Raw genomic sequence first — 17,588 nt, 5'->3', positions numbered from 1 at the left:
CTAATGGCGGATCAAGACCGCCCGGCGCGTGAGCCGGGCGGTCCGGGGACCTCAGGAGAGCGTGATCGGCGGGGGCAGCGGGTGGCAGCCGTCCCAGGCCCCGATCTGGCCCGGCGGGCAGGGGGCGGAGGTGGGGCGCGGCGGCGGCAGGGTGGGAACCGGGCGCGGCGGGACGGTCCACTGGTCCGGGCCGGGACCCTCGGGCGGGTCGACGGTCGGCTTGGGAGCAGGCGGCTTGGGGGCCGGGGGCTCGGGCGCAGGGGGCATGGGGGCGGCGGGCGGGGGCGCCGGCTGAGCCGGAGGGGCCGGGGGCGGGGTGGGCTGGGCCAGCTTCGGAGGTGTGGTCGGGCGCGGGGCGGACGGGGCCGGCGGGCGCGAGGCGGGGCGGACGGGCGTCGGCTCGACGGCCGCCGGGTCCGCCGGAGCGGCGGGGACGTCGGTCGGCGGGTTCTCCGGCGCGCTCGGCGCCGGTGTCTCCGCAACGGGAACCGTCGGGGACGGCGAGGTGGACGGCGAGGCGGACGGCGAGTCACTCGGCGAGGCGGACGGCGTACCCGTCGGCGCCGGCGCCGCGGCGTCCGGCCCGCTCATCGCCCAGCCGCCCGCGCCCACCAGCGCCAGGGTGCACACGCCCGCCGCGACGCCGATGGCGATGCGGCGGCGCCGGGCCGCGCCGCCCGTCCCCGCGCCGCCCGTCCCCGCACCGCCCTCCGCGGCGGCTCTCCCGTCCGACCCCTGCCCGTTCGGCCGTTCCTGCTTCCGCAGCCGGTCTTCCTGCACCGCGTCCCACCCTGTTCGATCTTCGTTCGGACTGCGCGGACGCTACAGGGCCCCTCCGACAGCTCGCGCCGCCCGGCCGCGAAGCCCGCCGGTCGGGCGCCGTGCCTGCGGCGCGGGCGGCACCGGGACACTTCGGACCGGCCCGCGGGTTGGCGCAGACTCGGGCAGACCTGGCCGCCCGCCGGGGCAGCGGGACCGGGACGCCCGGCCGTTACCTGCGGGTAGGAGATGACGGACCGTCAAGATCGCTGTGACGCTTGCGGTGAGGGTCCGGCAGCCGGACCCCGTACGCCGCCTGCCGCCCGCCCGGGAGGAGGGCCGGCCGGCGATCCGGAGGTAGGTCAGTGATGAGGATGAAGAACTTCGGCAGGACCGCCGCCTCGGCGCTCGCCGTCACCGCCGCCCTGGCGGGGACCGCGCTCGGAACGGCGGGCACCGCCGACGCGGCCTCGGTGGAGGTGATCAAGCTGTGGTACTGCGACAAGCCGACGGTCTCGGTCGAGAACCTCACCGGCCGCAACGGCCAGTTCCTCTGCGGGGGCGGGTTCGGGAAGCAGATGCCGATCTACACCTTCGACGACGGCACGGTGCAGACCTTCTTCATCGGCACGGACTACGCGGTGTGGACGTACTGGACCAACCCCAACGAGACCCGGAGCCCGCTGGTCTCGCTCGGCGGCCGCGCCACGAGCGACGTCCGGATCAACGCCCACAACGGCGGCTTCGTGCAGCTGGACGTGACCGGCACGGACTACCTCCACTGGTTCAACAACCGTGACGTGAGCGGCCGCTGGAGCGGCTGGTTCCGGTAGCCGACAGCACGGCACCCCCTTTCCACCGTCGGCCACCCGGCCGACGGGCCCTTCTTGTGAACCGGAGACCAGCGGTGGGAATCAACAGGCTCGGAAAGGCCGCCGGGTCGACGGCCGTGGTCGCGGCCACGCTGGCGGGCGTGGTCGTCGCAACCGCGGGCACCGCCGAGGCGGCCTGGTCGGACTCGATCACGTTGCAGCAGTGCCTGAAGGCGACGGCCACGGTCGAGGACCCGTTCCACCAGGACGACGAGATCCTCTGCGGCGGAGGGTTCGGGAAGCAGATCGCCGTCTACACCTTCGACGACGGCACCCGGCAGATCTTCCACGTCGGGCGGTACCGCGACGTGTGGACGCGCTGGACCAAGCCGAACGGGCAGTTCGGCGGCCGGGTCTCGCTCGGCGGCGTGGTCACGGGCGATGTCGAGATCGCCGACCACCACGGCGGCTTCCTCCAGTTGAAGGCGCGGGGGACGGACGGCGCGACCTGGTACCGGACCCGCTACGAGGACGGTCATTGGGGCGATTGGTTCCGCCCCTGACCGGGTGTCGCTCGCGGGAGACCGCCGGACCCGCCCCGGCAGCAGGCACCGTCACTCCCCCGCGCGCGGTGCCCGCCCGTCGCCGCGCAGCAGGCCCGGCGTGAGCAGCGCGGTGACGGCCAGCGAGGCGGCGGCGGTCCCCGCCATGGCGGTGGCGGCCGAGGTGGCCTCGGCGAGCGCGCCCGCCGCCGCCGCGCCGACGCCCTGGCAGGCGAGCATGCCGGAGCCGTGCAGGCCGAGCGCCTGCCCGCTCAGCTCGGGCGGGGTCAGCGCCACCAACCGTTCCTGCAGCAGCAGGCCCGCCCCGTACCCGACGGTGGCCGGCGCCACCAGCGCCGCCGCGAGGGGCAGCGCGGGCTCCAGCGCGAAGCCCAGGTACGGCGCGGCGAGCAGCGCGCAGAGCGGGACGGCCAGCCGTTCCCGCCACCGGGCCGGCAGCAGCCGCCCGGCGAGCACGTCCCCGACCAGCATGCCGAGCGCCCCGACGGCGAACAACAGGCCGGCGGCGTCCGGGCGGTAGGGGACGTAGAGCGCCTCGACGCCCACGATCAGGCCGTTGGGCACCCACAGCGCCAGGTACACGTACCGGCGCGGCGCGGACGACCAGAGGCGCGCGTCGGCCCGCCAGGTGCCGGTGACGGAGGGCCGTCCGCCGGACCTGGCCGGGCGGCGTCGCAGCCCGGCGCGGGCCGTGCCGGCGGACAGCAGGTGCAGGGCGGCGGCCGTGAGCAGCGCACCGGACGGCGCGAGGGCGGCGACCAGCGCGCCGCCGACGGCGAACCCGCCGATCTGGACCGGGCCCGCCGCCAGGTTGAGGGCGGAGCGCCCCAGCAGGTAGCCGTCCCGGCGGAGCAGGTCGTGGAGCAGCCCGTAGCGCGCGCCGCCGCCCGCCGCGCCGGCCACCCCGAGCACGAGCAGGACCGGGATCAGCGTCACCACCGGGAGTCCGGGCAGCGCCTGGACGCCGGTGCCGAGGGCGAGCAGCAGGCCGAGCCCGGTCAGGGCGGCGCGCGGCGGGAGCCGGTCGGCGGCCGAGAGCACGGTGACCGCCCCGACCAGCTGGGCGAGCGCCGGGCCGAACATGGCGAGCGAGGCGAGCAGCGGCGAGTCGGTCCGCCGGAACACCAGCACGCCCAGCGCCAACCCGGCCACCGTCTGGGCGGCCGTCTGCGTGGCGGAGTACAGGAACAGGGCGGTGAACTCGCGGTCGCGGAACAGCTCCCGGTAGGTGCGGTGGGTGCGCATGCGGCGGAGTCTTTCCGGCGCGATCGGCACGGCGTTAGGTTTTCGCCGGGCGGCGAAACCTGAACGGGAGCGAGGGCCGAGGACGATGGGCTGGTGGCGGCTGGACGCGGACACCCTCGCGGGGAGCCGGTTCGCGCTCTCCCCGCTGGCCGAGACGGTCGCCGCGCTGAAGACCCTGCACCGGGGCGGCGGCGCCCACCCGGGCGAGCGGCGGTGGCTGGAGGCCGCACTCCCCCGCTACCGGGCGCGGCTGGCCGCCGACCCGCTCACCGCCGCGCTGGTCCGCGCCGCGCTGGGCCCGCGGTGGAACGCGACCTTCCTCACCCCGACGCCGGGCGCCGAGGAGCACCGCGCGGACGGCCGGCGGGTGGCGGACGGGGAGCTGTTCGCCCGGGAGCTGGCGGAGGTCCGGGCGACGCCGCCCGCCGTCGCCCGGGCCGATCTGGCCGAGACCCTGGGCACCGCGCTGCCGCCACCGCTGGACCGCGACGACCTGGCGGAGCGCGCCGCCGACCTGCTGGCCCGGGTGTGGACGGAGACCGTCGAGCCGGACTGGCCGCGGCGCCGGCGGATCATCGAGGCGGACGTGCTGGCGCGCACCGCGCGGCTCGGCGCGGGCGGCTGGGCGGACGCGCTGAGCGACCTACGCCCCGGGATGCGCTGGCTGGGCGGCGACCGTCTGGGGACCGGGCACCGGGACGGCGGGCCGGAGCCGATGGACCTCACCGGTGTGCAGCTGCTGTTCGTGCCGGTGACCCCGCAGCAGAGCTGGCTGTGCTGGGACGTTCCGCCGGTCGACGGGCGGCGGCGCGCGGCGCCGGGCCGCCGCTACGCGGTGGTCTACCCCTGCTCGGGCGTGCTCGCCGAGGAGGGGCGGCGTCCGGTGCCGCAGGCGCTGGCCGCTCTGCTGGGGCCGGGCCGGGCCGCGCTGCTCTCCCTGCTGGACTCGCCGAAGACCACCAGTCAGCTGGTGGCCCTGACCGGGCTGCCGCTCGGCTCGGTGGGCCGCCATCTGCGGATCCTGCGCGAGTCCGGGCTCGCGCTGCGCCGCCGGGCGGGCCGCTCGGTGCTGTACCACCGCACCCCGGCGGGCCAGGTCCTGCTGGACGCGGGGACGGAGGCGGCCGGGCGACACTGAACCGGTCGCCCCGCCGCCCATCGCCCGCTGCCCGCCACCCGCCACCCGCCGCCCATCGCCCATCGCCCATCGCCCATCGCCCGCAGGGCGCTACCGCTCGGCCAGCGCCCGCGCCCGGACCGCCCGGCGCAGCGTGTCCAGCTGGTCCACCAGTCCGCGCCGGGTCGCCGCGGTGAGGTCCGGGTCGCCCAGAGCGGCCTCGGCCGCCCGCACCGTCCGTTCGGTGGCGGCGAAGGCGGGGAAGCCCGCCCTGGTGAGCACCCGGGCCAGTGCGGGGCCGCGGCGGCCGGCGGCCGGGCCCAGCTCCTCGAAGTAGCGCACGGTCAGCCCGTCGAGCAGCTCGGCCTGCTCGGGCTGCCACAGGCCGTCGGCGGTGGCGGCGGCCAGGTAGTTGGAGAGGTCGCCGTGGAACAGCGCCTGCCAGGCGGCCTCCTTGGCCGCCGGGTCGGGCAGCGCGGCGCGGCAGCGGGCGGCGCCCTCCTCGCTGGTGTCGCTGGGGTCGGCGGCGAGCTCGGCGGCGATCTCCGGCTCACCCGCCGCGCCGAGCACGCACAGCCGCAGCAGCGACTGCCAGCGCAGGGCCGGGTCGAGCACCGGCCCGCCGGGCACCGTACCGGCCGCCAGCCACTCGCGCAGCTCGGCGGTCTGGGACGCGTCGGCGGCGGCGCCGATCACGCCGCGCACGGCCACCAGGCGCAGGCCGGTGCGGTCCGGCCCGCCCTCGGTGCGCCGCAGCAGGGTCCGGCAGACCCGCGCCAGTACGGCCAGCGCCGCCGGACGCCCGGCCGGCGGCACGGCGCGGTCCACCACGAACCCGCGGGCGAAGGAGAGCACCGCGTCCACCAGGTGCACCGAGCTCTCGCCGGGCAGATGGGCGGCGACCAGCTCCAGGTACTCGCCCGGCGCCAGCTCCCCGTCCAGCACCTGGTCCCGGGCGGCGGTCCAGAGCACCGCCCGGGCCAGTTCCTCGGGCACGGCGCCGAGCGAGGACCGCACGGTCCGCCAGGAGCCGGGGTCGAGCCGGATCTTGACGAAGCCGAGGTCGGTGTCGTTGGGCAGCGTCAGCTCGGCACCGGCCGGCCGCGCCGCGGTGCGGTCGGCCGGCAGGTCGAGCGGCACCCGCTCGGCCAGCTCCAGGCCACCCCCGGCGGTGCGCCGGTAGTGGCCCGCGGTCAGCCGGTGCGGGCGCAGGACGCCGTCGGCCGAGGTGTGCTCGATCCGGCCGTCGGTCACCCGCAGGGTGTCCACGCCGGTGGTGCGCAGCCAGCGGTCGGCCCAGCCGTGCACGTCGCGGCCGCCGGCCGCCGCCAGCGCCCGGAGCAGGTCGTCGAGGGTGGCGTTGCCGAAGGCGTACGCGTCGAAGTGGTCGTTGACTCCGGCCAGGAAGGCCTCCTCACCGAGCCAGGCGACCAGCTGGCGCAGCGCGGCGGCGCCCTTGGCGTAGGAGATGCCGTCGAAGTTCTGCAGCGCCTGGGCGGTGTCCTCCACCGTGGCGGGTGCCACCGGGTGGGTGGAGGGGCGTTGGTCGGCGTCGTAGCCCCAGGTCTTGCGGTCGGCGGCGAAGCCGGTCCAGGCGCCGGTGAACCGGGTGGAGGCGGCAGTGACGCTGTAGGCCATGTACTCGGCGAAGGACTCGTTGAGCCACAGGTCGTCCCACCACTTCATGGTGACCAGGTCGCCGAACCACATGTGCGCCATCTCGTGCACCACCACCATCGCGCGCTCCTCGCGTTCGGTGTCGGTCACGGCGGAACGGAAGACGAAGTCGTCGCGCAGTGTGACGCAGCCCGGGTTCTCCATCGCGCCGGCGTTGAACTCCGGCACGAAGCACTGGTCGTAGCTGTCGAAGGCGTAGCGGTGCCGGAAGATCCGGTGGTAGTGGTCGAAGGCCTGCCGGGTGATCTCCAGCAGTTCGGCGGCGTCGGCGTCCAGGTGGGCGGCGAGCGAGCGGCGGCAGTGCAGGCCGAGCGGGATGCCGTCGTGCTCGGCGCGCACCGAGTGCAGCGGACCGGCCACCACCGCGACCAGGTAGCTGCTGATCGCCGGGGTGGGCGCGAACTCCCAGCGGCCGGGCGAGACCTGGCGGCCCACGCCGTTGCCGACCACGGTCCACCGCTGCGGCGCGGTGACGGACACCGTGTAGCGCGCCTTGAGGTCGGGCTGGTCGAAGGAGGCGAACACCCGCGGGCCGTCGTCGAGGAAGGACTGGGTGTAGACGTAGTCCTCGCCGTCGGCGGGGTCGGTGAAGCGGTGCATGCCCTCACCGGTGTGCGAGTAGGCCATCTCGGCCTCGACGGTGAGTTCGTTGTCGGCCGCCAGGCCGGTCAGCGGGAAGCGTCCGGCCCGCAGCGCGGCGACGTCCAGTTCGCGGCCGTTCAGCACCACCCGGTGGAGCCCGGACGGTTTGACGTCCACGTACGTCCCGGCGCCCGGGGCGGTGCAGCCGAAGCGGATCACCGTGGTGGAGCCGAACACCTCCCCGCCGCGGGTCAGGTCGAGGTCGAGGTGGACGGTGCGGACGTCGAGCAGCCGGTGGCGCTCGACGGCCTCGGCGCGGGTGAGTACGGAGGTGTCGGCCATGCGGGTCATGCTGCTCCATCCGACGGCGGGCGGCACCCGCTTTTCGGCTCCGGGCGCGCCGGCGGGTAGCGGCGACCAGGGCGCGCACGGCGTCCTGACCGGACCGGCGGCGCTGCCGATGTTCCCGGCCTCCGCGACCGCGCCGCTGGGCCGCAGGGGCCTGCGGCCCGGGTCGGACCTCCGCTACTCGGCCGCGCGGCGGGCCGCCTTGACGCGCTCGGCCAGCTCGGCGGCCGGGAGGCGGCGGAGGGTGACGCCGTGGCGGGCGGCCAGGTCGTCGGCGGGTTCCGGCGAGGCCTCGGCGAGGTCGAGCACCAGCACGCAGTGGCCCTCGTCCACCTCCTCGCTCAGCACGATCAGCGCGGCGCCGCCCTCGTGGTCGCGCCAGGACTCGGCGGCGTTGCCGATCACCGTCCCGGCCGCCCAGCCCAGCAGGGCGCCGATCGGGCCGCCGAGCAGCCCGGCGAGGCCGCCGACCACGCCCCCGCCCACGGTCGGCGCGCCCGCTCCGCGCACCTGGCTGGCCGGGAAGTCCAGGGTGCCGTCGGTCAGGCGCTCGACGATCGCGGACTGGTGCAGGCCGGGCAGGTGCACGGCCTCGTCGAAGGCGGCCCGGCAGGCGGCGCGGTCGGTGAAGTCGAGCAGCAGGACGTGGTGGTTCTCGCTCATCTCGCGACGGCTCCTCACTCGGCGTTCGCTCGGTCGGTGTTCGGCCGGTCGGCGTTCGTTCGGTCGGCCCCGTGGCGCGGCGGCGCGCCACGGGACCAGTCCAGCTTGGGCCCGGAACGGGCCGCCCGCCCTGCGCTGGTGCCCCGTCCGTGGCCGGGCCCGCCGCCGACCGGCTCAGTCGGCGGGGTTGGTCTTGCGCAGGTTCCCCTTGGTGTCCGCCACCAGGTAGCCGCCGTTGTGGTAGTCGTCGGAGAGGTAGACCCGGATGGTCGCCACGTCGCCGCCCGGGAAGGTGTCGATGATGAGGTACCGGCTGGTCGGGTCCTTCACGTTGAGGGTGTCGTCGGCCTTCTTCAGCAGGGCGGGGATGGCGTCCCAGTCGTACTGCGCGAGGTCCACCGGCTTGGCCTTGCCCATGGACGAGCCGGTGCGCTTGACGACCTTGCCGTCCCGGTAGTCGTACCAGTCGTAGTTGCGGCCGTCGGCGGTGGGCACCTGGGCGCTCGCGTGGGTCGGGTAGACGTTGAGCTCCTTGACCTTCGTGCCGCCGCTCTGCGCGGTGATCGCCGCGACGACGGTGCGCACGCCGTCCGGGGTCAGCAGGTCCTTGGAGGTGCTCACCGGCGGCTTGGCGGTCGGCGTGGCGGAGGCGGTGCCGGCGGCGGGCGGTGCGGTGGTCGGCGCGGCGGGCGGGCCGGTGGACGCGGCCGTGCCCGGGGTCGCCGGGGAGCCGGTCGAGCCGGCGGAGGCCGACGATCCGCTCGGGGCGGCGCCCGGCTCGGCCGCTTCGCCGGTCCCGTCCGGGCGCAGCGTCCAGGCGAGCACGCTCGCCAGGGCGACCCCGGCGACGGCGAGGGTGACCGTGGCGCCGGTGCGGCGGCGGGCCGGAGGCGGCGGGGCCGTCGCGGCGGGACCGGTCGGACCGAGGTACCGGGTCCCGGTGTCGTCGACGGGCCCGCCCCCGGGCCCGGGGAGGTCCGTCGTGCCCGACGCGCCGGCGAAGGAGCCCGAGGAGGCCTCGGCGTACGCGCCCGGGTACGGCCCGGCGGGCGGGTACCCCGCGCCCCCTGCCGCACCGCCCGCCTCGGCCGCCGCGAGCGCCTGGTCGAGCTGCGCGGCGGGCGGCCGCACAGCCGGGTCACGGGCCAGCAGCGCGGTCAGCACCGGCCCCAGCGGCCCGCAGCGGGTCGGCGGCGGCAGGGGCTCGTCGAGCACGGCCGCGAGCGTGGCCAGCGAGGTGGCGCGGCGCAGCGGGTGGTGGCCCTCGACGGCGACGTACAGCAGCATGCCGAGCGACCACAGGTCGGAGGACGGGTTGCCCTCCTCGCCGCGGATCCGCTCCGGCGCGATGTACTCGGGCGAGCCGATCAGCGCGCCGGTGGCGGTGAGCGCGGTGGCGTCCTGCATCGCGGCGATGCCGAAGTCGGTGAGGACGGGGGTGCCGTCGGCGCGCAGCAGCACGTTGCCGGGCTTGACGTCGCGGTGCTGGATGCCGGCCGCGTGCGCCGCGAGCAGCGCGGCGAGCACGCCGCGGCCGATCCGGGCGGCCTCGGGGACGGTGAGCGGGCCGCGGGCGATCCGGTCCGCGAGGCTGCCGCCGGTGACCAGCTCCATGACCAGCCACGGGTGGGGGTGGTCGGGGGTGTCGACGATGTGGTGGATCACCGCGACGTTCGGGTGCTGGAGACGGGCGAGCGCGCGGGCCTCGCGCAGCACGCGCTCGCGCAGCTCGTCGGCGGCGGTGGGGTCGGCCGCGGCCATCGCCGGGTCCGGTGGGCGGACCTCCTTGAGGGCGACCTCGCGGTGCAGCATGGTGTCGCGGGCACGCCAGACCAGGCCCATGCCTCCGCCGCCGAGGCGTTCCAGCAGTTCGAAGCGGTTGTCGATGAGCCGTGTCTCCGGCCCCCCAGTGTTCATGCCGCACATCGTAGGGGCCGCCATGGACAACCGCGGCGGCCGCCCGGGCCGCCGGGTGCTCCGCGGGCTCCCCGTCGACGACCCATCGGCGCCCCGTCCGCACGGGAGTTGGGGTCGCGGCGGGAATCGTCAGACACGCCCTGCGACATGCGGGGGCGGGTGCCACCCTCCCGGGCTCGGCGAGCAGCCCGGTCCCGAACCTCGCCGTCGCCCTCGACGCCGCCCTCGCGGAACGGCCCGTGCTCGTGGCGGGGCGGCTCGGGGAGTGAAGGCCGTGCCGTCCCTTGTCCGGGCGACATCAGCGGGGCCGGTGCGTGCACACCGGCCCCGCTGATGGCGCGTGCCGGTCAGTCCTCGAGGTCCGACCGGATGTTGAGGTTGCCGTCCTCGACCACCCGGTCGTGGTAGCCGAGGAGACGGCCGATCCCCTCGAGCCGGGCCAGCCGGGCCGGTCCGATCCGGACGAAGTAGACCTTCATGGCGCGCAGGACGAGCCGGAACCCGAGGTCGGGTCCCAGCGCGGTCACCGCGGCCTCCAGCGACGGCACCAGCTGCGGCAGGGGCGGTACGCAGAGGCTGCCGACGGCCTTCTCGGCCAGCGCGGGTGCCACGCCCCGCAGTTCCGCCAGTACCGCTTCCCGGAGGTCCGGGTGGTCGGCCGGCCGGGAGCGGGCGGGTTCGAACGACGGGTCGTTCCGGCGGAGGTGGGCGGTGCAGGTCTCCGCGAGCCGGTCCAGCCAGACGCGCATGCGGAGTCCTGAGCGTGCCGGGTCGAAGCGTGCGTTGCAGGCGGCCAGCCAGAGCGCGGAGAGCGCGTCATCCGTCAACGGGGACCGGGTGAGACGCTCGACGTCGTCGAGAACCTCTTCCGCGTACGCGGGGTTGCCCTGGTGTTCGAGGAGTGCCGTGGCCAGCTCCAGGCATCCGGGCTCGTCACGGAGGTCGAGGTGCATCGCGAGGTACTTGGTCAGGCCGGTGAGCCCGAAGTCCTCGTCGAAGTCCTGGCGTGGAATCACGGTGACGGCCGTTCCTAGAGCGGGTGGGACGTGTAGACGACGAACTTCTCCGGATGCCTGCGAGAGAACCTCAGCTGAATCGTCACCGTATTGCCGAGGGGGACACCTTGGATCGTTTCGCCGACTCTGGTGTAGGCGGTTCCGAGGGATCCCTGGTCCCTGAGCTCCCACTTGATGGTGAAGAGGTCGAACCTCGGGTCGAAGCTGGTCTTCTTCGACTGCTTCGCGATCCAGTTCGACAGGGTCCTTCCATTCTGCGGACTCCGTTCGATCCATCCCTTGTACGCGGCCGCCACGGACGTCGCGGCCGTCGCTTCGTCCTTCCACACGGTGGCGATCCCGTCCCTCCCAATCTTCGCCTCGATGTCCTGGGGGGACAGACCCACGTGGTCCTTGAGGGTGTGGGCTCCGTCGGTGCCTTCGTCGGCGATGATGTCGAGGCAGTTGTGGACGAGGACGTCCCGGCCCGCGCCGCCGTCGGTGCGGACGTAGAAGGTGTGGATCCCGTCGACGGTGAGGTCGTGGACGGGCCGGGGGGCGAGGCCGCCGCGGTTCTCGACGCCGGTGACGGTCTGCGGGGATCCGTCGGCCGAACGCAGGCGGTCCCCGGCCGTGATCCGTGCGGCGAGGGTCCAGCCGACTCCGTCGACGTAGAGGTTGTGCCCGGGCGTGGTGGAGATGGTGCTGCCGTCGGTGAGGCGGACGTCCACGAGCTGTTCGGTGTCATGGGCGAAGGTGGCGGTGACGGCCTGCGACTGCGCGTTCCCGGTCGCGGGGTCGGTCGCGAGGACCCGGTCTCCGACCCGGACTTCGCTGATCGCCCGGTGCGATCCGTCGGCGAGGAGCACCTGGGCCGTGGCAGGGAAACTGTTGTTCCGGCAGGACGTGCGGGCACGCTGGGTCACCAGCGCTTCGGTCTCGAGCTCGGCCACCAGGGCGCGGTCGACGCCGGGGCTGTTGCGGAGAACGATCAGTGCTTCCTCGGTGCCCACGCCGCTCGACAGGGTGAGCCGGAACCTGGCGACGTTGTCGGCCACGGCGTTGAGACCGTTGAGGATCGTCTGGCTGTAGCCGTCGAGGGTCGCCCGGAGGGCGAGTTTGGCCTCGTCGACACCGATGCCCGAGATCATGGCGAACCGGTAGGCGACGGCGCCCTTGGCGGCCTTGGCGAGGGTGCCGACGGGCAGGACGGTCGCCAGCGCGAAGCCGCAGGCCCTGTTGAAGCCGGGGTTGTTGAAGCACTTGACGAAGTCGCCGGTGAGCATGTTCCACAGGAGCCGGCCCGCGAGCACCCGGGGGTCGTGGTCGCGCTTGTAGTCCGTGTACGTCATCTCGACCGAGGTCTCGTACGGGACCCCGTTCAGCTGCTCGGTGCCGAGCAGCACGGATTCCCAGACCGGGTACGTGCCCTTGCAGGCCTCGGTGGTGAGGCCGGGTTCGGGGCAGGTGCGCAGGAAGTAGTCGACCGTCCCGGAGACCTTGGCGGTCACCTTGACCTTGCAGACCGTCTTTCCGGCGGCGTTCTCGTACCAGGTGTGGTTGCCGCCGAAGAGGGACTTGAGTGCGCCGTACAGCTCCGCCGGGTCGTCGGTGATGCACTTGCCCATGTCCTGTTTGACATTGCTCGGTCTCAGGTCGTCCCGCGGCACCCGCTCGACGTAGTACGCCCGGCCGTCGCCGTCGGCGCCGGTGCCGTCGCTGCCCTCGTTCCCGGTCGTCTCGGCCGCGACCTGGGCAGCGGTGGCCTCCTCCTGTTGTTTGCGCCAGACGGCCACCTGGGCCTCGGCCGCGGCCTGCTGCGCCTCGTCCGCACTCTTCTGCGCGGCGACGGCCGAGGCGTGCGCCCGGTCGGCGGCGCCCTTGGCGTCCGCCGCGTACTGGTGGGCCTGGGCGGCGTGGTCGGTGGCGATGGCCGCGGAGGCGCCGGCGCGGCCGGCCGCCTCGGTGGCGGCGGCCGCCGAGGCCTGGGCCTGCCGGGCGTAGGCGGCGGCCTGGGCGGCGGAGGTCTGGGCCGCCTGGGCGGACTGGGCGGCCTTCGCGGCCCAGTCGGCGGCCTGGTCGGCGCTGGTGCGCGCCTGGCTGGCGTAGTTCGCCGCCTCGTCGGCGGCGCCGCGTGCGGTGGCGTAGGACTGGGACGCCTCCAGCGCGTACCGGCGGGCGACGGCGACCTGGCCGTCGATGGTGGCGAGGTACGACTGGACGGTGGCCACATGGGTGGCGGTCGCCGCGTCGCGCTCCTGCGCCTTGAGCCGGCCGCTCTGCAGGAAGGGTTCGAGCCGGTCGGCCGGACCGGACAGCACGGCCTGGGCGGCTGCCCTGACCTCGGGCCCGCCGGTGGTCAGGGCCTGGGTGACCAGGACGCGGTTGTCGTCCTCCCGCGCCCGGTACTGACCGACCGCCAGGAACGCCCGGACGTCGGCGACGGTGCCGTCCAGGGCCTTCCCGGCGGCCTCCTTCACACCCGGGCCGCCCGTCGCCATGATCTGCGACAGCAGCACCCGGTCGTCGTCGTCCTTGCCGGGGTACTGGCCGGTGGCGAGGAAGGAACGCACCTCCTCCGGCGTGCCGACGGAGGCGGTCTGCGCCGCGAGACGCTTCTCCGGCTTGCCGGGGCTCTGGGCGATGGCCATCACGCTGGTGCGGTCGTCGCGGTCACGGGCGACCGTCAGACCGGTGCCGAGGAAGCCGCGGACGGCGGCGGCGTCGCCTTCCAGGGCGCCCTGGGCGGCGGCCCTGGTCCACGGGCCGCCGGCGTCGAGGAGGCGCAGGGCGGCCTGGCGGCCCTTGCGGACGGCGACCTCGGGGTCGACGCCGGGCGCGGTGGCGTCCTTGACGAGCTGTTCGGTGTCGGCGGCGAGCCGGGTGGCCTTGCCCGCCTCCCACGCGGCGGTCCTGGCCGTGAGGTCGGCCGCGCGGGCGGCCTCCTCGGCGGCGGCCGTCTCGGTGGCCTGCTGGGCGTCGAGGCGCTCCTGGTCGGCGGCGCGGGCGATGTCGGCGATCCTGTGGGCCTGCGCGGCGGAGTTCGCCGCGGAGTCGGCGGCGGCCCCCGCCGCCGTGGCCGCGGTCTGGGCGGTGGTCGCCCACCTGGACGCGTCGCCCGCGTGCGCCGCCGCTTCCTCGGCCGCCGCTGCCGCCGCTTCGGCGTGGGCGGCGGCGGCGTTGGCGGCGCGCTGCGCCTCGGCGGCGGCCGAGGCGGCCTCTCCGGCGATCCTGACGGCCGCGTTGGCGGCGCGCTGGGCCTCCGCGGCGGCGCTCCTGGCGCGGGCCGCGGCCTGCCGAGCCCGGTAGGCAGCGGCGTCCGCCACGCCCGAGTAGCCGGCCGCCTCGGCGGCCGCCGAGGCGGCGACGGCCGCGTTGGTGCCCGCCGAAGCGGCGGACTGGGCGGCGGCTCCGGCCTGCGAGGCGGCGAGGCCGGCCCACTGGCTCGCCTCGGCGGCGGTGCGGGCGTTGACGGCGGCGTCGCGGGCGGTGGCGGCCGCGGCGCGGGCGAGGTCGGCCTTGTCCGCGTCCCCCGCCGCCGCGGCGGCCGCGGCCCGGGCGCGGGAGGCGGCGTCGCCGGCCTTCGTCGCGGCCGAGGCGGCGGCGGCCGCGGCGGCCACGGCCTGGCGGGCGGCCTCGTTGGCGGCCTTGGCGGCGGAGGCCGCGGTCCGGGCGGCGGTGGCGGCCCGGCCGGCGGCGTCGGCGGCGCGCGCGGCCGCGTTGGAGGCGGCACCGGCCTGGCCCTGGGCCTGCCTGGTCTCGGCCGCGGCCCGTTCGGCGGCGGCCTTGGCGAGGGCGGTGGCGTCGAGGGCGCGTCCTGCGGCTTCCCTGGCGGTGCGGGCCCGCTGTCCCGCCTGGGCGGAGGCGTTCCTGGTGAGGTCCGCGAGCTGGGCGACCGTCAGGGTCTCCTGGTCGTGGGCGGCGGCCGTCTGGTAGCCGTACTGGAGGAACTGCTGGACGTCCTCCATGCCGCCGTCGAGCGCGGCTCCCGCGGCCCGCTTCACCTCGGGGCCGCCGGTGGCCATCAGCTGCGCGAGACGGATCCGGTCGTCGTCGTCCCGCGCCTTGAACTGCCCCTCGGACAGGAAGGTGTTGACGTCCTCGATCGTGCCGTCGAGCGCCTTGCCGGCGGCTTCCCGGACGGCGGGCCCGCCGTCCGCCAGGAGGTTCACCAGCTCCACCCGCTGGTCGTCCTCGAAGGCCTTCTGGGCAGCCGTGGTGAGGAACTTCTGCAGGTCGGCCGCAGAGCCCTTCAGCGCGACCGTGCCCGCTTCGCGCACGCCCGGGCCGGCGGTCGCGACGAGTTCCTCGATCTTCGCCCGCAGGTCCTGCTCGGAGGCGGCGGCCTGACCGGTGGCCAGGAATCTCGCCGGGTCGGCGGCGGCGCCGGTCAGCGCGCTCTCGGCCGCCTGCCGTACGGCCGGTCCGCCGGACAGCCAGGCGGCGACCGTCCGCACCCGGTCCGGGTCCGGCCCGGTCGCGGGCGTGGCGTCCGCCGCCGCGGCCGGGACCGCGAGCAGCCCGGTCAGCAGGCCGCCGATGACCAGGCCGGCCGCCGAGCGCGGCCTCCGGGCCCGGGGGATCGATGACACCCTCATCGCATTCGCCGTCCTGTTCTGTTGTCGGGCACCGAGGTGCCGCCCCACCGCCACCGGCGGGCCGGTGGCGGTGGGCGCGGGTGTGCACTGATGTGGTGCGGGTGTGCACTGGTGTGTGCGGGTGTGGACAGGTGTGGTGCGAAACTGCGGTGATCCGGGGAGTCCGGCCGGGCCAGGTGCTACAGGCTGCCCGCGATGGCGGTGCCCGTGTGGTCACCGGGAAGGCCGGTCAGGTCCACGGGCTCGGCGTAGCTCCGCCAGGTGCCGCCGGCATAGCGGACGGTGAACAGGACCCGGTTGTCGGTGGTGGTGATGGCCACGTAGGTCTGGCCTTTGACGGTGGCGGCGCTGATCGAGGTGGCGCGGGCCTGGCCGAACCCGCCGTCCAGGGGCCGGAACGGCTGCCAGGTGCCGTTGGGGGAACGGATGGTGGTGAACGGGGCGCCCGTGTCGGTGACGACGGCGAGGTTCAGGCCGTCGTCCTGCGGCGCCACGGCGAGGGCGGTGACACGGCCGGGGCTCCCGGCCTGGGCCTCGACCGGGATCCACGTTCCCCAGGTGCCGTTCTGGGCGAGGCTGGTCTGGTAGACGTGGCCACCGGCGCTGACGGCGACGTAGGTGGTGGTTCCGGCGACGGCGACAGCGACGGCGGTGACGCCGCTGAGGGCACCCGTACGGGGGAAGACGGCGTCGAAGCCGGCCCACCATCCGCCCCCCTCGGTGTAGCGGAGACTCTGATGCAGGACTCCCCCGGCCAGGACGACGACCTGGAGGTCGTCACCGAGGGCGGCGACGGCGATCTGGGTGACTCCGGTGAGGTTCCCGGCGTCCCGGTTGACGTCGCTGAAGGCGCTCCAGCTGCCGTCGAGGCGGTGGATGGCGTGGTGGAGGCGGCCGTCCCCGCCGAGAGCGACGATGTGGGTGTCGCCGTGGACCTCGGCAGTGCCCATGGTCCGGATGCCGCCGATGTCGCCGGCCTGGGCCTGGACGTCCTCGTACGGTGTCCAGGATTCGTTGCTCAGCCGGGTGGCGTGGAACAGGCCGTTGCCGGCCCTGAGCAGGGTATGGAGCTTCCAGCCCGGTGTGGTCGCCCGGACCTGCTGCACCCAGCCGGCCACGTCGTCGACGCGGGTGGCGGTCGCACCGGTGCGGGTCTCGCTCGCGGGGACGCCGACGCAGCCGGCCTGCCACGAGCCGGTCGCGACGGCGAAGAGCTCGTAGGAGTCGTCGTTGTCGCGCACGACCGGGGCGCCCGTGTCGCCCAGGCAGACGGGGGCGGCGCCGACCGCGGGGACGGTGTCGACGGTGGTACCGCCGATGGTGCCGATCCTGTGCACGCTCTCGTGGGACTTGAACGGGACCCACTCGGTCGCGGTGCGCCCCATCCCGACGTAGTCCACGAGCTGGCCGGCCGTCGGCGCGGCCGTCCCCACCTGGAGGAGGCCGGCGCCCGTGATCGGGGTTGCGAGCCGGACCATCATGAGGTCGCGCTCGCCGTGCGGGACGAGCTGGTCCACGGCGACGTTGTACCGGTACGTGCTGACGCGGGTCCGGCTCACCGGTGCGGTCGCCCCGGCGAAGCAGCTGGCGGAGGTGAGGACCCAGGACGGGTCGACGAGGCTGCCGCTGCACGACCGCGCGCCGAAGCCGGGCTGACCGACCGTGATCCTGGCGGCGGCGGCCCACTCCGGTTCGGCGGGGGCGGCCGGTCCGGCCCAGGCGTTGAGCTCCAGCAGGGTGGTGCTGCTGCCGCCGGGGTTCCCCTCGCCGACCGGCGTCCAGGTGTTCTTGGGCACCCCGACGTACACCGGGTTGCCATCGGTGGTGAAGGTGGCGGAGACCGAGTGGTCGGCGTCGCCCTTGATGGAGTAGACCTTGGGGATCTCGAGTTGGAGGTTTCCGGTCGGTCCGGTGATCCTGAAACACGTCTCACTCGGCTCCGCGGCCCGGCTGTACAGGCGCAGCAGGTTCGAACCGGACGCGCAGTCGACGAGCTGGATGTGCCCGTCACCCGATCTGACGGTGATGTGCCGGTCCGCGAGGATGCTCGCGGCGCCCGGGTGGACGTAGTTCTCCACGAGGGCCGGGGCACCGGTGCCCGCGGCGGAGGCCGGTGCCGCCGCGGTGACGAGGCCGGTGGCCAGTAGGGGTATCGCGAGGGCCGCGCCGATGAGCGGCGAGAGTCTTCGGACGGTATGCATCAGAACTCCCGAAAGGGGCCTCCCGGGAGACGTCGAGCCGCCCCCGAGCCGCCGACTGATGAAGAGGAACCTGGGCGGACGGTAGGAGCCGCGATGTTTCGCCGTCAAACA

At 75.4% G+C, this 17,588-nt stretch carries 11 protein-coding genes; 3 read left to right on the top strand and 8 right to left on the bottom strand.

Features of this window, described 5'->3' with window-relative positions; genetic code table 11:
• Positions 1–51: 51 nt before the first annotated feature.
• Positions 52–780, bottom strand: a complete 729-nt coding sequence (locus ACFCLZ_RS36250; RefSeq protein ID WP_380282158.1) for a hypothetical protein — start codon at positions 778–780, stop codon at positions 52–54.
• Positions 781–1,127: 347 nt separating this feature from the next.
• Between ACFCLZ_RS36250 and ACFCLZ_RS36245 the strand changes: the two genes are divergently transcribed.
• Together ACFCLZ_RS36245 and ACFCLZ_RS36240 are read left to right on the top strand one after the other, a co-directional pair.
• Positions 1,128–1,592 (top strand): hypothetical protein, encoded by a 465-nt coding sequence (locus ACFCLZ_RS36245; protein ID WP_380282157.1) that lies wholly within the window; start codon positions 1,128–1,130, stop codon positions 1,590–1,592.
• A gap of 74 nt (positions 1,593–1,666) precedes the next feature.
• Positions 1,667–2,134 (top strand): hypothetical protein, encoded by a 468-nt coding sequence (locus ACFCLZ_RS36240; protein ID WP_380282156.1) that lies wholly within the window; start codon positions 1,667–1,669, stop codon positions 2,132–2,134.
• Between the two features lie 51 nt (positions 2,135–2,185).
• Here ACFCLZ_RS36240 and ACFCLZ_RS36235 read toward each other — a convergent pair whose 3' ends face one another.
• Positions 2,186–3,379, bottom strand: a complete 1,194-nt coding sequence (locus ACFCLZ_RS36235; protein ID WP_380282155.1) for an MFS transporter — start codon at positions 3,377–3,379, stop codon at positions 2,186–2,188.
• 85 nt (positions 3,380–3,464) lie between these two features.
• Between ACFCLZ_RS36235 and ACFCLZ_RS36230 the strand changes: the two genes are divergently transcribed.
• Complete coding sequence (locus ACFCLZ_RS36230) at positions 3,465–4,517, top strand: ArsR/SmtB family transcription factor (protein ID WP_380282154.1); 1,053 nt, start codon at positions 3,465–3,467, stop codon at positions 4,515–4,517.
• 90 nt (positions 4,518–4,607) lie between these two features.
• Here ACFCLZ_RS36230 and pepN read toward each other — a convergent pair whose 3' ends face one another.
• From pepN to ACFCLZ_RS36200, 6 genes are all read right to left on the bottom strand, one after another.
• Positions 4,608–7,097 carry an aminopeptidase N gene (pepN, locus tag ACFCLZ_RS36225; RefSeq protein WP_380282153.1) on the bottom strand — a complete coding sequence of 830 codons (2,490 nt, stop codon included), beginning with the start codon at positions 7,095–7,097 and terminating at the stop codon, positions 4,608–4,610.
• A 183-nt stretch (positions 7,098–7,280) separates the two neighbouring features.
• The gene (locus ACFCLZ_RS36220) at positions 7,281–7,766 is read right to left on the bottom strand and encodes a histidine kinase (protein WP_380282152.1); all 486 of its coding nucleotides are present in this window, start codon (positions 7,764–7,766) and stop codon (positions 7,281–7,283) included.
• Positions 7,767–7,940: 174 nt separating this feature from the next.
• Positions 7,941–9,683 carry a serine/threonine-protein kinase gene (locus ACFCLZ_RS36215; RefSeq protein WP_380282151.1) on the bottom strand — a complete coding sequence of 581 codons (1,743 nt, stop codon included), beginning with the start codon at positions 9,681–9,683 and terminating at the stop codon, positions 7,941–7,943.
• A gap of 347 nt (positions 9,684–10,030) precedes the next feature.
• Positions 10,031–10,699 (bottom strand): contact-dependent growth inhibition system immunity protein, encoded by a 669-nt coding sequence (locus ACFCLZ_RS36210; RefSeq protein WP_380282150.1) that lies wholly within the window; start codon positions 10,697–10,699, stop codon positions 10,031–10,033.
• A 14-nt stretch (positions 10,700–10,713) separates the two neighbouring features.
• On the bottom strand, positions 10,714–15,276 hold the full coding sequence (locus ACFCLZ_RS36205; protein WP_380282149.1) for a polymorphic toxin-type HINT domain-containing protein: 4,563 nt from the start codon (positions 15,274–15,276) through the stop codon (positions 10,714–10,716).
• Positions 15,277–15,455: 179 nt separating this feature from the next.
• Positions 15,456–17,477 carry a trypsin-like serine protease gene (locus ACFCLZ_RS36200; RefSeq protein WP_380282148.1) on the bottom strand — a complete coding sequence of 674 codons (2,022 nt, stop codon included), beginning with the start codon at positions 17,475–17,477 and terminating at the stop codon, positions 15,456–15,458.
• Positions 17,478–17,588: the final 111 nt, after the last annotated feature.

The sequence above is a fragment of the Kitasatospora purpeofusca genome (genome assembly GCF_042691725.1).
GTDB lineage: Bacteria > Actinomycetota > Actinomycetes > Streptomycetales > Streptomycetaceae > Kitasatospora > Kitasatospora purpeofusca_B.
The sequence above is the reverse complement of the archived record's forward strand: the minus strand, read 5'-3'. Positions and strand labels throughout refer to the sequence as shown.